The sequence below is a fragment of the Catenulispora sp. EB89 genome (genome assembly GCF_041261445.1).
In the GTDB taxonomy this organism is placed as follows: Bacteria; Actinomycetota; Actinomycetes; order Streptomycetales; family Catenulisporaceae; genus Catenulispora.
Genome location: NZ_JBGCCU010000040.1, coordinates 17,474 through 35,255 on the forward strand (window position 1 = coordinate 17,474; position 17,782 = coordinate 35,255).

At 70.4% G+C, this 17,782-nt stretch carries 14 protein-coding genes; 5 read left to right on the forward strand and 9 right to left on the reverse strand.

From position 1 onward, the window contains the following. The first annotated feature begins 323 nt into the window (after nt 1-323). The 3 genes from ABH920_RS46565 to ABH920_RS46575 all read left to right on the forward strand — a co-directional run bounded on the left by ABH920_RS46565 (nt 324) and on the right by ABH920_RS46575 (nt 5,963). Nucleotides 324-3,752: a S8 family serine peptidase gene (locus ABH920_RS46565; RefSeq protein ID WP_370355796.1), complete on the forward strand. Its 3,429-nt coding sequence runs from the start codon at nt 324-326 to the stop codon at nt 3,750-3,752. A 150-nt stretch (nt 3,753-3,902) separates the two neighbouring features. Then, nucleotides 3,903-4,364, forward strand: coding sequence for an iron chaperone (locus ABH920_RS46570; RefSeq protein WP_370355797.1), 462 nt, complete (start codon nt 3,903-3,905; stop codon nt 4,362-4,364). A gap of 96 nt (nt 4,365-4,460) precedes the next feature. Further along, a complete protein-coding gene (locus ABH920_RS46575; RefSeq protein ID WP_370355857.1) occupies nt 4,461-5,963 on the forward strand; it encodes an SDR family NAD(P)-dependent oxidoreductase in 1,503 nt (500 codons plus the stop codon). Here ABH920_RS46575 and ABH920_RS46580 read toward each other — a convergent pair. Then, nucleotides 5,935-6,729: a helix-turn-helix domain-containing protein gene (locus tag ABH920_RS46580; protein ID WP_370355858.1), complete on the reverse strand. Its 795-nt coding sequence runs from the start codon at nt 6,727-6,729 to the stop codon at nt 5,935-5,937. The two genes, ABH920_RS46575 and ABH920_RS46580, sit on opposite strands and share 29 nt — an antisense overlap. A 69-nt stretch (nt 6,730-6,798) precedes the next feature. Here ABH920_RS46580 and ABH920_RS46585 point away from each other — a divergent pair, with 69 nt between their 5' ends. Further along, nucleotides 6,799-8,022, forward strand: coding sequence for an alpha-L-fucosidase (locus ABH920_RS46585; protein WP_370355859.1), 1,224 nt, complete (start codon nt 6,799-6,801; stop codon nt 8,020-8,022). 109 nt (nt 8,023-8,131) lie between these two features. Here the strand turns inward: ABH920_RS46585 and ABH920_RS46590 are convergent, their stop codons facing one another. The 7 genes from ABH920_RS46590 to ABH920_RS46620 form a co-directional block, all read right to left on the reverse strand. Then, complete coding sequence (locus ABH920_RS46590) at nt 8,132-8,494, reverse strand: hypothetical protein (protein WP_370355798.1); 363 nt, start codon at nt 8,492-8,494, stop codon at nt 8,132-8,134. Next, a complete protein-coding gene (locus tag ABH920_RS46595; protein ID WP_370355799.1) occupies nt 8,491-8,640 on the reverse strand; it encodes a hypothetical protein in 150 nt (49 codons plus the stop codon). Before ABH920_RS46595 ends, ABH920_RS46590 begins: the two co-directional genes overlap by 4 nt. A 5-nt stretch (nt 8,641-8,645) precedes the next feature. Continuing rightward, nucleotides 8,646-10,625, reverse strand: a complete 1,980-nt coding sequence (locus ABH920_RS46600; RefSeq protein WP_370355800.1) for a DUF5107 domain-containing protein — start codon at nt 10,623-10,625, stop codon at nt 8,646-8,648. Continuing rightward, nucleotides 10,622-11,491 carry a carbohydrate ABC transporter permease gene (locus ABH920_RS46605; RefSeq protein WP_370355802.1) on the reverse strand — a complete coding sequence of 290 codons (870 nt, stop codon included), beginning with the start codon at nt 11,489-11,491 and terminating at the stop codon, nt 10,622-10,624. The genes ABH920_RS46600 and ABH920_RS46605 overlap by 4 nt, the downstream gene beginning before the upstream one ends. Before the next feature lie 13 nt (nt 11,492-11,504). After that, complete coding sequence (locus ABH920_RS46610) at nt 11,505-12,482, reverse strand: carbohydrate ABC transporter permease (RefSeq protein WP_370355804.1); 978 nt, start codon at nt 12,480-12,482, stop codon at nt 11,505-11,507. Between the two features lie 5 nt (nt 12,483-12,487). After that, nucleotides 12,488-13,804, reverse strand: a complete 1,317-nt coding sequence (locus ABH920_RS46615; protein WP_370355806.1) for an ABC transporter substrate-binding protein — start codon at nt 13,802-13,804, stop codon at nt 12,488-12,490. A gap of 288 nt (nt 13,805-14,092) precedes the next feature. After that, nucleotides 14,093-16,087, reverse strand: coding sequence for a DUF5107 domain-containing protein (locus ABH920_RS46620; protein WP_370355807.1), 1,995 nt, complete (start codon nt 16,085-16,087; stop codon nt 14,093-14,095). A 140-nt stretch (nt 16,088-16,227) separates the two neighbouring features. On the opposite strand from ABH920_RS46620, the gene ABH920_RS46625 reads away from it, so the two are divergent. Continuing rightward, a complete protein-coding gene (locus tag ABH920_RS46625) occupies nt 16,228-17,013 on the forward strand; it encodes a DeoR/GlpR family DNA-binding transcription regulator (protein WP_370355808.1) in 786 nt (261 codons plus the stop codon). A 108-nt stretch (nt 17,014-17,121) separates the two neighbouring features. Here the strand turns inward: ABH920_RS46625 and ABH920_RS46630 are convergent, their stop codons facing one another. After that, nucleotides 17,122-17,715, reverse strand: a complete 594-nt coding sequence (locus tag ABH920_RS46630; protein ID WP_370355809.1) for a hypothetical protein — start codon at nt 17,713-17,715, stop codon at nt 17,122-17,124. Nucleotides 17,716-17,782: the final 67 nt, after the last annotated feature.

Genomic DNA, 17,782 nt, shown 5'->3' on the forward strand with positions numbered 1-17,782 from the left:
TACGCCGTCGGGGCGAGGGTCTGCAGATCCTCGCCCCGACGGTATTTCCACCCTCACCACCCTTGCTCACCCCTTACCGCGTAGACGCTTCCCCGCACGCGTATCACGAGGTGAACGCAAGTCCAGGCGTGTCGCAACGTAGAACCGTCTACGTCTTTCTGAGGTTCCTGACACCCTCTACTGTGACGAGTATCGATCTTCGCAATGTCTAGTCGCATTGCCATTTCCCGCTGCTCGTCGCAAGACCCTGTAAGGCACCACCCGGGCTCCACGTCAAAGGGGGCGCGCGGCGGCGTGGCCGCGCGCCGGGAGAAAGGCACATTATGCAGTTTGCCCGCAAACACCGCATCGCGGTGGTCGCGGTCACCGCGCTGGGTCTGGGGGTCGGCACGTCTGCCGCCGCCCTCGCCAGCCCGACGCCCGCCAGGCCGTCCGCGGCCCAGCAGCTGGCCGCGCTGTCGACCGGCGCGAAGCACCCCGTGATCGTGCTGCTCAAGAACCAGCACTCCGACCTGTCGGTCAAGACCGCCAAGGCGCAGCGCAAGGCCGCCACCAACGCCGACCAGGCTCCGCTGGTCAGCAACGCGCAGGCCACCGGCGCCCAGGACATCAAGAAGTTCTCGGTGATCAACGGCTTCTCGGCCAAGATGACCGACGCCGAGGCCCAGAACCTGCGGCAGAACCCGGACGTCGCGGCGGTCGTCACCGACCAGCAGCGCGTCGTCAACACCCTGACCGACGCCCAGAAGCAGGCCATCGCGGACGCCGCGAGCGCCAAGGGCAGCACCGCCACCGGCGCCGACGGCCAGACCCCGGCGGACAAGGTCATCCCGGGCACCTGCCCCACCGACCCCAGCAAGCCGCTGCTGGAGCCGGAGGCGTTGCAGACCACGAACACCGCCTTCCTGAACAAGAACCAGCCGCAGGCCCAGAACCTGGTCGACGGCAAGGGTGTGAAGGTCGCGTGGATCGCCGACGGTCTGGACACCAACAACCCGGACTTCATCCGCGCCGACGGCACCCCGGTGTTCAGCGACTACCAGGACTTCTCCGGCACCGACCCGAACGGCAACGAGAGCGGTGACGAGGCCTTCGGCGACGCCAGCTCCATCGCCGCGCAGGGCCTGCACAGCTACGACCTGTCGAAGTACGTCATGCCAGGCCACGCGCTCCCGGCCGGCTGCAACATCACCGTCCGCGGTGTCGCCCCCGGCGCCTCGCTGGTCGGCCTGAACGTGTTCGGCGCGGCCAACCTGGTCTTCGACTCCACCGTCGTGCAGGCCATCGACTACGCGGTGAACGTGGACAACGTCGACGTCATCAACGAGTCGCTGGGCAACAACGCGCAGCCCACCGAGGGCCTGGACGTCACCAGCCTGGCCGACGACGCGGCGGTCGCCGCCGGCGTCACGGTCGTCACCTCCACCGGCGACGGCGGCGTGACCAACACCGAGGGCCAGCCGGCCGTCGACCCGAACGTGATCGGCGTCGGCGCCACCACCACCTTCCGGGACCAGGCGCAGACCGGGACCGGCGGCGCGCGGAACCTGGCGAGCAGCTGGGCCTCCAACAACACCGCCGCGCTGTCCTCCTCCGGCACCAACGTCCGGGGCCGCGTCCCGGACCTGGTCGCACCGGGCCAGGGCGGCTGGGCGCTGTGCAGCCCCGAGGCGCGCTTCAGCGCCTGCGTGGACTACAACGGCAACCCGGCCTCGCTGGAGGACTTCGGCGGCACGAGCATGGCCTCGCCGCTGGTCGCTGGCGGTGCCGCGCTGGTCATCGAGGCGTACGAGAACACCCACGGCGGGGTTCGTCCGACGCCGCAGCTGGTGAAGCAGATCCTCACCTCCTCGGCCACCGACCTCGGCCTGCCGGCCGACCAGCAGGGTTCCGGCGAGCTGAACACCTACCGCGCGGTCCGCACCGCCATGTCCGTCAAGGACGACAACGGCTCGCCCAAGGCGCAGGGTGACGGCCTGGTGGCCACCACCGGCTCCGGCGACACCCAGGTCTCGCTGATCGGCAACGGCGGCTCCAAGCAGTCCGCGACGGTCACGCTGACCAACACCAGCCCGAACACGCAGACCGTCTCGGGAGGAGTGCGCGAGCTGGACACCACCGTCGCGGACGTCACCGGCACCAAGGCCGTGGACTTCACCGACCCGAACTCGCCGTGGTTCTACGAGGGCTACACCCTCGGCACCCCCGGCCTGAAGCGGCACTGGTTCAGCCAGACCTTCACCGTGCCGGCCGGCGCCGACCACCTCACCGGCACCGCGACCTGCGCCTGCGGCGGCACCAGCACGCTGCTGCGCCTGGTGCTGGTCGGCCCGAACGGCGAGTACGAGAACTGGAACAGCCCGCAGGGCACCACGAACTACGCGACCGTCGACCAGGCGAACCCGCCGGCCGGCACCTGGACGGCGTACTTCTACGCCAACGCCAACGCCACCGGCTTCAAGGGCAACGTCGCGTACGACTTCCTGGCCACCAAGTACAAGAACGTCGGCTCCGTGAGCCCGGCGAACGCGGTGCTCAAGCCCGGACAGTCGCAGAAGTTCACGGTGAAGCAGACGCTGGCCCAGAACCCCGGCGACGTCTCCGCGGCGCTGGCGTTCTCCACCTCGTTCCACCAGGTCACCACGATGCCGGTGACCAAGCGGACGCTGATCTCCACCGGTAACGACGGCGGCGCCTTCACCGGCACCCTGACCGGTGGCAACGGCCGGGCGAACACCCCGTCGCAGACCGAGTCGTTCTTCTTCGACGTGCCGAGCGGCAAGAAGAACATGGCGATGAACCTGGCGTTCACCGGCACCCACGTGGTCTCGGCCTACCTGGAGTCCCCGGACCACCAGGTGGTGTCGCTGAGCACGAACCTCGCGGTCGACGCGCAGGGCAACCAGAGCCTGCAGCCCGCGCTGACCGGCTACGTCGACGCCCCGGCCGCCGGCCGCTGGGTGCTCTTCCTGGACGACAACAACCCGGGCGTCCTGACCGGCGACCTGTCCGACCCGTTCAACGGCCAGCTGCGGTACAACTCGGCCGACGCCCACGCCAAGGGCCTGCCCTCGGGCTCGCTCGCGGCCGGCAAGGCGGTGACCGCGACGGTGACCATCAAGAACAACGGATGGGCCCCGCTGACGGTGTTCGCCGACCCGCGGCTGAACAGCAGCGCCGACTACGACCTGCCGGCCCAGCAGCCGCTGGGCGCGACGGTGCCGCTGCCGTTCGCGACCACCGGCCCGCAACCGTCGTTCCAGATCCCGACGCACACCACGGAGCTGCGCGCGTCGCAGTCCTCGACGATCCCGGCGGACTTCTCCACCAGCAGCCCCTCGGGCACGCCGGAGATCTACGGCGTCTCCAAGGGCCTGACCGCCTCGGTGACCGTGGACTCCCCGTGGGTGACCCCGGGCGTCTGGGGCCAGGACCCGACCCCGCTGGGCCCGACGAACGGCGCCGTGAGCGGCAGTGCGACCGAGGCGCAGAGCGTGACCACGCTGGCCTTCGACCGCTCGGCCGTGGCCTCGACCGGCGACCTGTGGCTCGACGGCGTCGACCCGACCGCGCCGGCGCTGGCGCCGGTGACCATCCTGCCCGGCCAGACCGGGACGGTCACCGTCACCTTCACGCCGACCGGCAAGAGCGGCACCAAGGTGAGCGGCGTGGTGTACGTGGACACGTACAACGCGGCGTTCGGCACCGGTGACGAGCTGACGGGCCTGCCCTACAGCTACACGGTGAAGTAGTCGCACCAAGACTGCGGGCGCCCGGACCTCGGCGGTCCGGGCGCCCGCTGTTGTGTGCCTGTGTGCCCCGCGGGTGCGCGCTGTCGCCGGCGTGGGCACTGATCAGTTTTTGAGAAGCCCGGAGCGGCGGGTCTTCCTACGATGGATCACATGGCGAACACGACGAAGAAGACAGCGAAGAAGGCCGCCGCCGGCTCCGAGGAGAACTTCAGCGCCGAGGAGCGCGCCGCGATGAAGGAGCGGGCCAAGGAGGTCCGTTCTTCCAAGAAGGCCGCCGACGCCGACCCCGAGGCCGAGGTCCTGGCGAAGATCGCGGAGTTCCCGCCGGACGACCGCGAGCTGGCCGAGCAGGTCCACAAGCTGGTGCTCGCCGCCGCGCCGACGCTGGTCCCGCGCCTGTGGTACGGCCAGCCGGCGTACTCGAAGGACGGGAAGGTGCTGGTGTTCTTCCAGCCGGCATCGAAGTTCAAGACCCGGTACGCCACGCTCGGGTTCAGCGACGTCGCGGCGCTGGACGAGGGGTCGATGTGGCCGACGTATTTCGCCCTGACCGCTCTGAGCGCCGCCGACGAGAAGCGGATCGCGGAGTTGGTGGCGCGGGCTGCCGCGTGAGGGCGGCGCCTGCCACGTGGGTCTGAGCAGGTCCGCGCGGCAGGTAGATTTGTGCGGGTGATCGAGCAGGGTGAACTGGACGAACCGGCGGACCGCGTGGCTGATGAGGCTGCTGTGGCCGCCGATGGTCCCGAGGACTTCGGGCCCGGGCTCGCCCCCGAGCGCCTGGCCCTGCTGCTCGACATCCTGGCCGAGGTCGAAACCCTGCCCACGGAACACCCCGACGCGGTGACCGTGCGGCGGGCGACGGCCGGCGTCTACAAGAGCGTCAAGCTGCGGCGCCGTGCCGACCGGCAGGCGCGGGTGATCGCCGCTGACCGTGCGGTCACCGCCAAGACCGCCACCGGCGCCCCGACCCGACTTGACGACGAGACGCAGGGGCTGCCGCTGAGCTCGGAGACCGCCGCGTCCGGCAACGCCGTCGCCGGGGTCCTGACCCGCGACCGCGGGTGCTACATCTGCAAGCAGCGGTACCGCGAGGTGCACGCCTTCTACCACAACCTGTGTCCCGACTGCGCCGCCGAGAACTGGAAGCGCCGCGACGCGCACGCCGACCTGACCGGCAAGCGCGCGCTGCTCACCGGCGGCCGGGCGAAGATCGGCATGTACATCGCGCTGCGGCTGCTGCGGGACGGCGCGCACCTGACCATCACCACGCGCTTCCCGAACGACGCCGCGCGGCGCTTCGCGGCGATGCCGGACAGCGGCGAGTGGCTGCACCGGCTGCGCGTCGTCGGCATCGACCTGCGGGACGTCGCGCAGGTGGTGGCGCTGGCCGATTCGGTCGCGGCCGAGGGGCCGCTCGACATCATGGTGAACAACGCCGCGCAGACGGTGCGGCGCTCGGCGGGGGCCTACGAGCCTTTGATCCGGGCCGAGGCCGCGCCGCTGCCTGATGGACCGTTGCCGGAGCTGATTTCGTTCGGGCGGTTCACGGGCTCCGGGTTGGTCGCGCTGCCCGGCCAGACACGTTCTTCGGAGACGATCACGGCGGACCTCGTCGGGGTCGGCGCCGATCTTGTCTCACTCGCGCTCACCGCCGGCTCGGCCGCGCCGGACCGCATCGCCGCCGGAACCGCCATCGACGCCGGTGGCCTGGTCCCGGACCTGGCGGACGTCAACTCGTGGGTGCAGACCGTCGAGGACGTCGATCCGATCGAGCTGCTGGAGGTCCAGCTGTGCAACTCCACGGCGCCGTTCATCCTCATCAGCAGGCTGCGTAACGCGATGAAGGCCTCGCCGTCGGCGCGCAAGCACATCGTCAACGTCTCGGCGATGGAGGGCGTTTTCAGCCGTGGCTACAAGGGCGCCGGCCACCCGCACACGAACATGGCCAAGGCTGCTCTCAACATGCTGACACGCACGAGTGCCAAGGAGATGTTCGAGACCGACGGCATCCTGATGAACAGCGTCGACACCGGCTGGATCACGGACGAGCGGCCGCATCCGGACCGTGTCCGGTTGGCGGGGGAAGGGTTTCACGCGCCGCTGGACCTGGTCGACGGCGCGGCGCGGGTCTACGACCCGATCGTGCGGGGCGAGCAGGGCGAGGATCTTTACGGGTACTTCCTCAAGGATTACGCGAACTCTGGTTGGTAGAGCGGCGGCGGTCCTGTCGGCTTTGGCGTAGGGCCCGCGGCGAGGCGCCGAAGGCCTTCCGGCACGTCTTGTTGAACGCCTGCAGGTCGGGGATCCCGACGGACGCCGCGATCGCCGTCACCGACAGCGTGGACGCCTGCAACAGGTGCAGCGCGTGGGCCATCCTCCGCGAGGCGATGTAGCCGACGACCGTGTCGCCGACGTGCTCGTGGAACAGGCGGGTGAGCTGGTTGTGCGAGACGCCGGCGAAGCGTGCCAGCTCGGCCACGACCAGGGGTTCGGCCAGATGTTCCTCGATGCGGCGGACCACGGCCGCGACGACCGGGTTGCGGGGCGCGGCGGTCCCGGCGTCGGCGAGGTCCGACACCCGCCACAGCGCGGCCCAGACCGCCGCCGCCGAGCGGTTCGGCGAGGTGGGGAAGGACGCGACGGCGTCGAGCAGCAGCTCGCGCAGGATCGGGAGCTCCGGGCCCGCGTCGCCGACGAAGGGGGCGCGGCGTCCGGGCATGGCGAAGTGGACGTACAGGTGCTCCGAGCGTCCGCGGTACCGGAACTCGACCTTCGTGCCGGGCGGGACCAGGCTGACGGTGCCGGGCCGGAGGTCGTGCCGGATGCCGTCGGCCACGAACGCCGCGTGGTAGCTGTACAGGTGGAGCTGCCAGAGGTCGGGGAGGCGGAAGACGTCGACCGCGGTGTTGATGCCGTGCACGCCGACGCCGGCGTTGGCCACGAGCGGCGGACCGGCTTCGATCTCCACGGTGAAAATCTACCAGTATCGGTGATCCAGACCGATCAACTTGCTGGCCTTTCGCCTCTAGCGTGGTGAACCGTGACCATGCAGCCCTGGTTCGCCGACGCCAAGCTCGGCATCTTCGTCCACTGGGGGATCTACGCCGTCGACGGCATCCCGGAGTCCTGGTCGTTCTACAACGGCGAGATCACCCACGAGAACTACATGAAGCAGCTCGACGGCTTCACCGCGAGCGCCTACGACGCGGGGGAGTGGGCCCGGCTGTTCAAGGCGGCGGGCGCGCGGTACGCCGTGCTGACGTCGAAGCACCACGACGGCGTCGCGCTGTGGGAGACGGCCGAGAACGACCTGAACGTGGTCCGGCGGACGCCGGCGGGGCGTGACCTGCTGGCGCCGTACGCGCAGGCGATGCGCGACGCCGGGCTCAAGGTGGGCATCTACTTCTCGCACCTGGACTGGTCGCACCCCGACTACCCGTTCCACACCCGCGAGGAGTTCGAGCGCGGCGTCGCCGAGGACCCGGAGGCGTGGGCACGCTTCCTGAAGTTCCACCGCGCGCAGCTGACGGAGATCGTCGAGGGCTACGCACCCGACCTGCTCTGGTTCGACGGGGACTGGGAGCGCCCCGAGGAGCAGTGGCGGATGGCGGAGCTGCGCGATCAGCTGACCGCGATGAAGGCGGACATGGTCTTCAACTCGCGGCTCCTCGGCTACGGCGACTACGCGACACCCGAGCAGGGGGCACCGATCACGCCGCCCGAGGGCCCGTGGGAGCTGTGCTACACGGTGAACAACTCCTGGGGCTTCCAGCGCAACGACCAGGACCACAAGCCGATCAGCCTGCTGATCCGCACCTTCGTCGAAACCATAGCCGGCGGCGGCAACCTGCTCCTGGACGTCGGCCCCCGCGCCGACGGCTCGATCCCCGCGGAGCAGACCTCGCGCCTGGAGGCACTGGGCAGCTGGATACGGCGCAACGAGCCGGCGGTGTTCGGCACAGTACGCGGCATCCCGGCCGGCCACGTCTACGCACCGACGACGCTCGCCGAGGACCGCCGCACGCTGTACGTGTTCTGCTACGACCCGCCACGCGACCCGGTCACGGTGCGCGGCCTGACCAGCCGAGTGAAGCGCGTGACGGCACTGGCGACCGGCGAGGAGCTGACGCACCGGCGCTACGGCGGCTTCGACACGATCCCCGCCGTGCTGGCGATCGACCCGCCGAGCGTGGCGGACCCGGTGGTGACGGTGCTGGCGATCGAGCTGGAGGGGGAGGTGGAGTTGTATCGGGGGGAGGGGCGGAGCTGAGGGGGTTGGGTTGGCGGGCGCGGGCTCGGGTCCGTAGGCCAGCCCGGCCAGACACAGAAGCGCGCGGCGGCTCCCCTCCGGATACCGCCGCGCGCTTGTGCCCGACTGCTCAGCAGCTCGAAATCCCCGGCCCGGCATACGCGCCCCGGTTCGGCGCGCCGGCCGGAATCGCGTTGCCGAAGTAGTCGCGGCCGCCGTTGCCCGCGATCGCGACACCGCTGCCGAGCGCCGGCGATCCCGCGCACAGCCGGTAGCCGTTCGCGTGAGCGCCGATGCCGGTGGCGGTTCCGCCGGCCGTGCCGGTTCCCGGGGTGGTCGCAGTGCCGAAGAAGGTGTTGTCGGTCAGCTGGTAGCTCGTCGCTGAGGACAGGGCGAAGGTCGCGTCGCCCGGTGCGCCCGCGTTCACCACCACGTTGTTCGTGAACCGCACGTTCCGGGCCGTGCTGTCGTTGTTCTCGCGCAGCACCGTCATGCCTGCACCGGGCCTGAGGGGCCCGAGCAGTTCAGCGAGTTCCCGGTGATCTGCACGTCGTCGAACCACGTCGGCACGCTCGTGCCGTGCACGCTGACGACGATCCCGTCGCTCCCTTCCACGTCCTTCGTGTCGTCGCCGAGCACGTCGATCAGCTTCCGGACATCCGGAAGTCGTACTCGGGCGGGACCGGCAGGTCGGGATGCGCGGCGAGCCACAGCAGGTCCAGCGAGGCCTCGCCCTCCTGCAGGTTGTCGACCGTGATGCCCTCGTCGAGGAGCCGCCGGACCTGGTCGATGTCGCCGGTGGTGAGGGCCGCCTGCGCGTGGTAGAGGCGGATGCGGCCGTGTTCGCGGTCTGCGACGCTCGACGCCGCGATGAGGTCGAGTGCTTCCGCGGCGCGGTCGGCGGCGAGCAGCGCCTGGAGGGCCTCGATGGTGAGCTCGCGGAGGTCCGGCTGGAGGCGGTGCGCTGCCACGGTCAGGTCGGCACGCTCGTCGCCCGACGCCGCGAGATGCGCCAGCGCACGCTGTGCCCAGGCGTTCGGGCGGTCGGCGAGGGAACGCGTCCAAGCCTCGCGGGCTCCGTCGCGGTCGTCGTCGGCGAGACGGAGGAGGCCGAGGTGGTAGAGAGCGTGCCAGTCGTCGGCCGACGCCTCGAGGAGCGAGCGCCAGAGCGGGCCCGTGATCGGGGACGCCGGCGGTTCGCTGGACGGCAATCGCTTTGTCTGCAACAGATCCAGCCACGGCTGTTGCTCCGCATCGCAGGACCCGAATGGCCGGAGCGCATCGGTGGACACCGCGTCGGCGGCGACTTCCAACGCACCCCAGCCAGACCCCCGATGCAGTACCTCAGGAACGGCACTCGCTCCAGCGCCGCCGCGCGCACCTGCGCCGGGCTCGCTCACCGCAGGTGCGCCCCCGGCAGGCGTGCGCGAGTCCACCGCAGCCGCACCGAACCGCTGCGCCTCACCAAGCGCAGCCTCCAAAGAAGCCCGCGGCACCAACCGCTCCAGCGCCCCCGCGACCGCCCCCCGAGACTCCTCCCACGTCCCGTGCACCGCCGCCGCATCCGCCTCCAGCAGCCCGTACGCCTCGACCCACTCCCACGTGGCCCCGCCGGGCAGCTCCAGATGCTCCAACTGCGTCCGCGCCAGCCCGGCCTGGATCTCGATGTACTCCGCGTCCGGCCCCGACAGCCACTCCTGCCAGCGCCGTCCGCCGGCGCCGACGCCCCACTGGAACAACTTCCGGCCGATCAGCCGGTCCGTCGAGGTCTGCACCAGGCCTGAGCCGTTCCCGTCCAGCGCGGCGATCCACCGGCGCTCGCCGGCCGGGATGTCCATGAAGAAGTCCGCCGCCGCCGGGAACCGCGCCGGGTAGCTCTGGTCGCCGGACGTGCCCGCCGGGAAGTCGATCAGCTTGAGCTGCGCCGTGTAGTCGAAGTGGAACGCACGCTCCGCCGGCGCCACCACGCGCACGTCAGCACTCTGCGGCACCGCGATGTTCGACCACCAGTACACCGGCGTCGGCGTCTCGGCCGGGTTGTGCAGCGCGACGTGCACCAGCAGCGTCGGCGACCCCGCCGGCAGCCACGCGTCGACCGTCATCACCACCCGCCGCATCCGCTCGAACTCGTACATCCGCAGCACCGGCGTGCCGTCCGGCGCGCTCAGCCGCACCGCGTGCAGCGGTTCGCAGGTCAGCGGCCAGTGCCCGGTGCCGCCGAGGTTCCACTCCACGCCGCCGGCCAGCCAGGCGTCGCGCAGTGCGAGGTTCGCCGGCTGCAGGATCGGGTTGCGGTGCAGCAGTTCGCGGCCGGTCGGCCGGTGCACCAGCGACCACAGGCGGCCGCCGTGGTCCGGGAGGAACGTGGCGGTCAGCACCTCGTTCTCCAGCACCAGAGTCGGCAGCTCGCGGTCCGTGCGCTCGCGGGTGTAAGAGTCCTGCGTCGTGTACGGCAGCAGCGTCGGGGGCCGGCCGTAGTCCAGGTTCCGGGCCATGTCCGGGTACGGGGCCACGGCGGAGTCGAAGCCGGGCCTGGCGATCCCGTGCAGGATCGGCAGCCGGCCCGCGGCCGGGTCGGCGGCGCCCGGGATGCGCAGGACGTCGCGTCGGAGTTCGGTGGTCACTTGCCTATCCCCACTGTCATACCTTGGATGATGCGGCTGCCGAGCCAGCTGAACAACGCGATCATCGGGGCCAGCACCACGCACACCCCGGCGAACATCGCGCCCCAGTCCAGGCCGTTGAGCTGGGCCTCCTGGACGAAGTTGGACAGCGCGACGGGCAACGTCACCTTGTCCTGGCTGTGGGTCAGCACGATCGCGAACAGCGTCTCGTTCCAGGCCGAGATGAACTGCAGCAGGAACGCGGTGACCAGGCCGCCGCGCGCCACCGGCAGGATGACGCGGGTGAACGTGCGCAGCGCGCCGGCGCCGTCCAGGACCGCGGCCTCCTCCAGCACCTGCGGGATGCCGGCGAAGAAGCCGGTCAGCAGGTAGACGGTGAACGGCATCGCAAGACCCAGATACACCAGGATCAGGCCGGGCTGGGAGTCGTCCAGGTTCACCTTGGCCATGCCGATGAACAGCGGCACCACCATCACCTGGCCGGGCACTCCCAGGCCCATCGCGAAGGTCATGCTCATGGCGCCGGAGACCCGGTTGCGGCGGCGGGCCAGCGCGTAGGCGCAGGGCGCGGCGACCGCGACGGCCAGCACCGAGGACAGCACCGCGACCAGCACGCTGTTCAGCGCCGCGCGGCCGAAGCCGCCGTCGGAGAACACCTTGCTGTAGTTGGCGAACTTCGGATGCGTCGGCGCGCCGAAGGGGTGGTTGAGGATGTCGGTGCCGTCGCGCAGCGAGGTGAGCAGGATCCAGCCGATCAGCGCGATGTCGGCGGCGACCACCACCCACACCACGCCGGTGGCGATGCGCATGGGCAGGCTGGCGGGCTTGCGCTTGCGCCGGGCGGCGGTCGTTGTTCGGGACGTCATGAGCTCCCCCGGATCAGTACTCGATGGGGTCGCGGCGCAGCAGCCTGCGCAGCACGACCGTGAAGACGACCACCAGGAACAGGCTCACCAGCGCGGCGGCCGTGGCCAGGCCCAGCTGCGGGGTCGAGGCGGTCGGGAAGGCCTCGATGTAGACGTACATGGCGGTGTTCCAGGAGTCCGACGGCGGCTGGGAGCCGCTGCTGCCGCCGTACATCAGGATCAGCTCGAAGATCTTCACCGAGCTCACCGTCCACAGCACCGCGCACACCGAGATCACGTCCCAGCACATCGGCAGCGTGACGTGCCGGAAGCGCTGGAAGGCGTTGGCGCCGTCGAGTTCGGCGGCCTCGTAGAGGTACTCCGGGATCTGGTCGACGGCGGCCATCAGGATCGCGGTGTAGTAGCCGGTGGCCGTCCACACCAGGGTGCCCAGGATCATCGTCTGCAGGTGCTCGGTGGCCAGCCACTGCGGCGGATGGCTCCAGCCGAGCGCTTCGAGGGTCTTGTTCACCGGGCCGGTGGGGGAGAACAGGACGCCCGCGGCGATCCCGAACACCATCGCGTTCACCAGGCACGGGAAGAACAGCACTGAGCGGGCGAACAGCTTGCGGTTCATCTCGCGCAGGATCAGCATCAGCGCGAAGGCGAACGCGAAGGTGAGGATGCCGCCGACGAAGAGGATCTTCAGCGTGTTGGTCAGCGAGTGCCGGAAGATCGGGTCCTGCCACAGGGTCTGGTAGTTCTTCAGACCCCGCCACTTCTTCGGGCCGATGCCGTCCCACTTGTAGAGGCTGGTCCAGGCCGCGTAGCCGACCGGGACCAGGAACAGCACGACGTAGATCAGGACGGCCGGCGTGGTGAACGCCCAGAACATGCGGCGCCGGGAACGCTCCAGCGGGGCCGCGCCGACCGGGGGACGCGAGGCGGACCCGCCCCGGACGCGGCGCGTCCGGGACGAGTCTTGGAGGGTGACAGGGGTGGCGGTGCTCATCGTGGTCAGCTCTGGCTCTTCCAGAACGAGACCTGCGCGGACTTCATCTTCGCCACGAAGGTCGCGGCGTCGATCTTGCCGTGCCAGAAGTCCAGGTAGTTCTGGTTCCAGACCTTGGTGGTCCAGTCGCCGGCCACGCCGTCGAAGGTGAGGCGCAGCTTGGGCGCGTTCAGGGTCTTCTGCACGTCGGCCAGCTCCGCCGGGGCCGGGATGTCGGTGCGCGGTGTGAGGTTGCCGGCCACGGTGGAGATGCCGGACAGCGTCTTCTTCTGCAGGAAGTAGGCCATGAACTGCTCGGCCTGGCTGACGTTCTTGGCGTTCTTGGTCAGCGCGAAGCCGAAGACCATCGAGTCCGGCTGGGTCGCGCCCGGCGGGAGCATGAAGCCGTACTTCCAGGTCGCCGGGATCTGCTTGGCGACCTCGGCGGTGACCCAGTTGCCGTTCATCAGGAACCCGGCCTTGCCGCCGGCCCAGTTGGTCTGCTGCGCCGGGTACTTCGTCGCGGTGTAGGTCGGGATGATGTAGCCGCCCTTGACCAGCTGCTCGACCTGCTGCGCGGCCTTCAGGACCGCCGGGTTGTCCCAGCTGGCGCCGGTCTTGTCGGTGGCCAGGTCGTTGAAGTTCACGCCGCCGGCGCTGACCAGGTAGTCGAACCACAGGCCGTTGGTCCAGGGGTCCTCACCCTCGGAGGCCAGGCACGGCTCGCTCTTGGCCTTCAGGGCGTCGCAGACCTTGATGAAGTCGTCCCAGGTGGCCGGCTGCGAGGTCATCGCGGCCGAGACAGTCGGGTCGGCGGAGTCGTAGAAGACGCCCGCGGTGCTGGCCTCGTACGGGATCACCCAGTGCTGGCCGCCGTCGGGGTCCTTGGGCAGCGAGTCGAAGTACTTCGACGGGATCGCGTCGGAGACCTTCTCGTTGTCGGTCGGGATGGTCATGCCCAGGACCGCCGAGAGGTCCTTGGCGTTGCCGTTCTGGGCCGCCGCGCCGTAGATGACGTCCGCGCCCTCGTCCCACATGTCCGGCGCCTTGCCCGCGGCCATCGCCGGGCCGATCTTCTTGGCCACGTCCCGGCCGGTCCACTCGACGTTGACCTTGATGCCGGTGTCGGCGGTGAACTGGGTGATCGCGGCCTGGATCACCTTGGCCTGCGGCTCGTCCTGGCGCCACATCGACCAGTAGCTGAAGCTGCCGCCGGACTTGCCGGAGCCGGAGCCGGACGAGGTGCTGCTCTTGCTGCTGGAACACGCGCTCACACCGACCGCGAGGACGGCGGCGGTGGCTATCGCGAGAAGCCGGGGGCTCCGGCCGGTGCTGCTGCCCATATTCGTTTCCTCCGAAGGCTTCCACGGACCGCCGATCGGCCGCGTGAAGGATCAATGCGGATCGCATGGGGATCACTCGGGGTGCTGGGAGGAGACAGTAGGACGCCGCTCGCGTGAACTACAAGCATTCTTTGCAAGATTTCTTTTGGTGATGCGAGATTGAGATCTTTGATTGCACAGGCTCGCAGGAAGTTGCAAAAGCTGCGAGAAACGGCGGCGCAAGACGGCCGCGCCGCTGTGAGCTGGGGCGGAGCCGGATGTTCCGAGGAAGGGGGCTGCTAAGGCCTGCTACAGCTGGCGGACGCTGTAGTCGTAGCTGCACGGCAGCGGGTGCTCTTCGCGCAACCGCTGTGACACGACCGGACCGAGCCCGCCGGCCTGCCGGGAGTGGAACTCCCACCACATGTCCGACAGCGGGTCCTCGCCCTCGCGGACGTCCTCGACGACCAGACCGGTCTCCAGGATCCGGCGGGCGCGCACCAGATCGCCGGCGTCCAGGGCGGCGCGGCACTCCAGCATCAGGATCCGCCCGGCGAAGCGGTCGGGCTCCTTGAGCCGGTCGACGATGTCGAGCGCCTCGGCGGGGCGTTCGGCGTGGATCAGGGCGCGCAGCGTCTCGATGGTGAGCGGGCGCAGGCGCGGCGAGAGCTGCCAGGCGCGCAGGTAGCGGTCGGCGGCCTCGCCCGGGAGGCCCTCGGACTCGTCGAGGATCGCCAGATTCCGGTGCGCCCACGCGGTTTCGGCCTGGGCCATGGACTTCTCCCAGGCCTCGCGCGCGCCGGTCAGGTCGCCGCCGTGGTAACGGTTCACGCCCAGGTGGAGCCAGGTGAACCAGGTCGCGTGCGCGGGGTCGGAGGTGGCTTTCTCCAGCAGCGCGCGCCAGACCGGGCCGACCGCGTAGGACGACGGCGGCAGCGCCGGGGCCGGCGTCGGCATCTGGCCCTTGCGCACCAGCGAGAGCCAGGACTGCTGGTCGCGGCCGATGGTGGCGTCGGGGAAGGGCGTGCCGGGCAGGTTCAGCGCACGGTTGCGGCCCAGGGCGCGGCGTTCCAGGGCGCCCCAGCCGGTGCCGGCGTGCAGGACCTCCTCCGGCGGCTTCTCGGCCAGCGCGGTCATGGTCGCGAGCTCTTCGTCGAGGCGGTGCGCGGGGAGCAGGTCGGCGAGTGCGGCGGCCGCGGCTTTGGTGGCGTCGGGCCATTTCGCGCCGTGCACCTCGTCGGGATCCGTCTGGAGCAGGCCGTACGCCTCGACCCAGGACCACGACTGGCGCCCCGGGAGCCGCAGGTGTTCCAGCTGGGTGCGGGCCAGGCCGGCCTGGATCTCGAAGTACTCGTGGCGCGGGCCGGACAGCCAGTCCTGCCAGTTGCGCCCGCCGGAGCCGGTGCCCCAGTGGAACAGCTTGCGGCCGCGCATCCGGTCGGTCGAGGTCTGGAAGAGCCCTGATCCGCTCGCGTCGACGGCGGCGATCCAGCGGCGCTCGCCGTCCGGGATCTCGGCGAAGTAGTCGGCGCCGTAGTCGATGCGGCCGGGGTAGGACGTGTCGGCGTCGCGCCAGCGCGGGAACGGGATGCGGCGCATCTTGCCGGTGTAGGAGAAGTGGTACGCCGAGGTCGCGGGCATCAACGCGCGGGAATCAGGGGTCTGCGGTACGGCGGCGCTGCTCCACCAGTAGACCGGGGCGTCCTCCGGGAAGGGGTTGTGCACGCGGACGTGCACCAGCAGGACCGGGGAGCCGTCGGGCAGGTAGCAGTCGAGCTGGTAGACCAGGCGGCGCTGGCGCTCGTACTCGTACATGCGCAGGACCGGCGTGCCGTCGTCCCGGGTGAGGCGGACGGCGTGCATCGGGGAGCAGGTGAGGGCGGTGTGGCCGAAGGTGCCGAGGTTCCACTCGACGCCGCCGGCGAACCAGGCGTTGCGCAGCGCCAGGTTGGCGAGCTGGAGCTTCGGCGGGAAGTGCAGCAGCTCGCGGCCGCTGGGGCGGTGGCGCAGGGACATCAGGCGGCCGCCGTAGCCGAGGAGGAACTCGGCGCGCAGCAGGTCGTTCTCCAGAACCGCCGTGACCAGCTCCCGGTCGGGGGTCTCGCGGGTGTAGCCGTCCTGGAAGGTGTAGGGGAGCAGGGACTCGACGTGGCCGTAGCCGAGGTTGGCGACCATTTCGGCGTCGGCCTCGGAGACGTCCAGGCCGCCGCGCGGATCCGCGAGCTTGCGTAGCGGCGGAAGCGGGTTCTCCGGGCCGAGCGCGGCCACGGGCAGGAGCGCGGAGGCCAGGCGCAGGACGCTCAACCGACGGCCCCCTAGGATTTGGCGCTGATGGGTCTACAGCTTGCAGGCAGGTCTACACCTTGCAGGATTGCTTCAGTGTGCCAGAAAATCTTGCAAGGAAGGTCACGATCTCAGCATGGAGTGCGCGGAAGGAGCTTGGCGTGAACCGCTACGAGCGCTGGAGTGTCCTGCTGGAGATGCTCGCCGAGCTGGGCAAGCTGGAGATCGAGGAGACCGCGGAGAAGCTGGGGGTCTCGGCGGCCACCGTGCGCCGCGACTTCGACGAGCTCGCCGCACAGCAACTGCTGTCCCGAACGCGCGGCGGCGCCACGGCCCACAGCGTCTCCTACGACCTGCCGCTCCGCTTCAAAGTCGCCCGCCACGCCCCGGAGAAGCAGCGCATCGCCTCGGTCGCGGCCGGCATGGTCGCGGTCGGCTCCACGGTCGGCATCAACGGCGGCACCACCGCCACGGAGGTGGCGCGCGCCCTGGCGACCCGCGCGGACCTGGCGGGCGAGCAGCGCGGCCCGGCGGTGACGGTGGTGACGAACGCACTGAACATCGCCCAGGAACTGGTGGTCCGCCCCTACCTGCACGTGGTCGCGACCGGCGGCGTCGGCTCCCCCAAATCCTACGAACTGGTCGGCCCGGTAGCAGCGGCGATGCTCGAGCGCGTGGCCCTGGACCTGGCCATCCTCGGCGTGGACGCCCTGGACGCCGAGCACGGCGCCAGCGCCCACAACGAGGCGGAGGCGACAGTGAACCAAACCCTGGCCTCGCGCGCACGCCACGTGGTGGTGGTCGCCGACTCATCGAAGCTGGGCCGGCGCGCGTTCGCGCGGATCTGCCCGATCTCGGACGTCACGACGCTGGTGACGGATGGGGACGCGCCGGAGGAGATGGTGGGGCGGTTCACGGAGCTGGGGGTGCGGGTGGTGCGGGCTTAGGAGGGCTCCGCACGCCAGCCAACACACCAAGCCAGCTGTATCCGACACGCCTCGCGCGTTGCCACCCCGACCTGCGTGGCGCGAGGCCGGTACCGGCGAGTCGCAGCGTCAGCCGTCGGCGAGCGGCGCCCTGATGACCATATGCCGATCGATGTTCGCCACCACCGCCGCAGCCAGCTCGGCGTCGGCGCCGGTGTCCGCGGCCCAGTGCTCCACCGCCGCCAGGAAGTCGATCAAGTCCTCGCGCAGGGCGGCAAGCAGGCCGGGCAGGGCATCGGTCGCGAGTGTCACAGCATTCTGCGATCCCCTGTCCTGCCGGATCGTGATGCCGTCGGCGGTCCGTTCGATAGCCGGCGTGGGATGGCCGAGCCACGTGTCCGGCCATGCCCGCCAGCCTTCGAGGTCGGCGCAGCAGCCCGGGTGCACCGCCGTTTCGGCGTCGGCGGCGTGGATTCCGCCGGCGATGACCAGGTGGTCCGATGTGGCGATCCAGCGCAGTGCCTCGGTCGCGGTCGGTTCGGTGTCGGCGTCCTCCGGGCGGCACCACTTGGCCAGCGCCGCCATGACCGTGCCGATCGTGGCCGGGGCGGTCGCGCCGTCCAGGACGTCCCAGTGGAGCGTGTCCGTGCTGGCGATCGGCCATGGTGCGTCGTCCGCGTCGGCCCAGGGCTCGATCTCCACCACCGCGCGCAGCGTCGCCATCCGCCGATCGTCCCATGCGGGAACCGAACCCCATCCGGGAACCGAACGTAGATCGGCCGCATCCAAC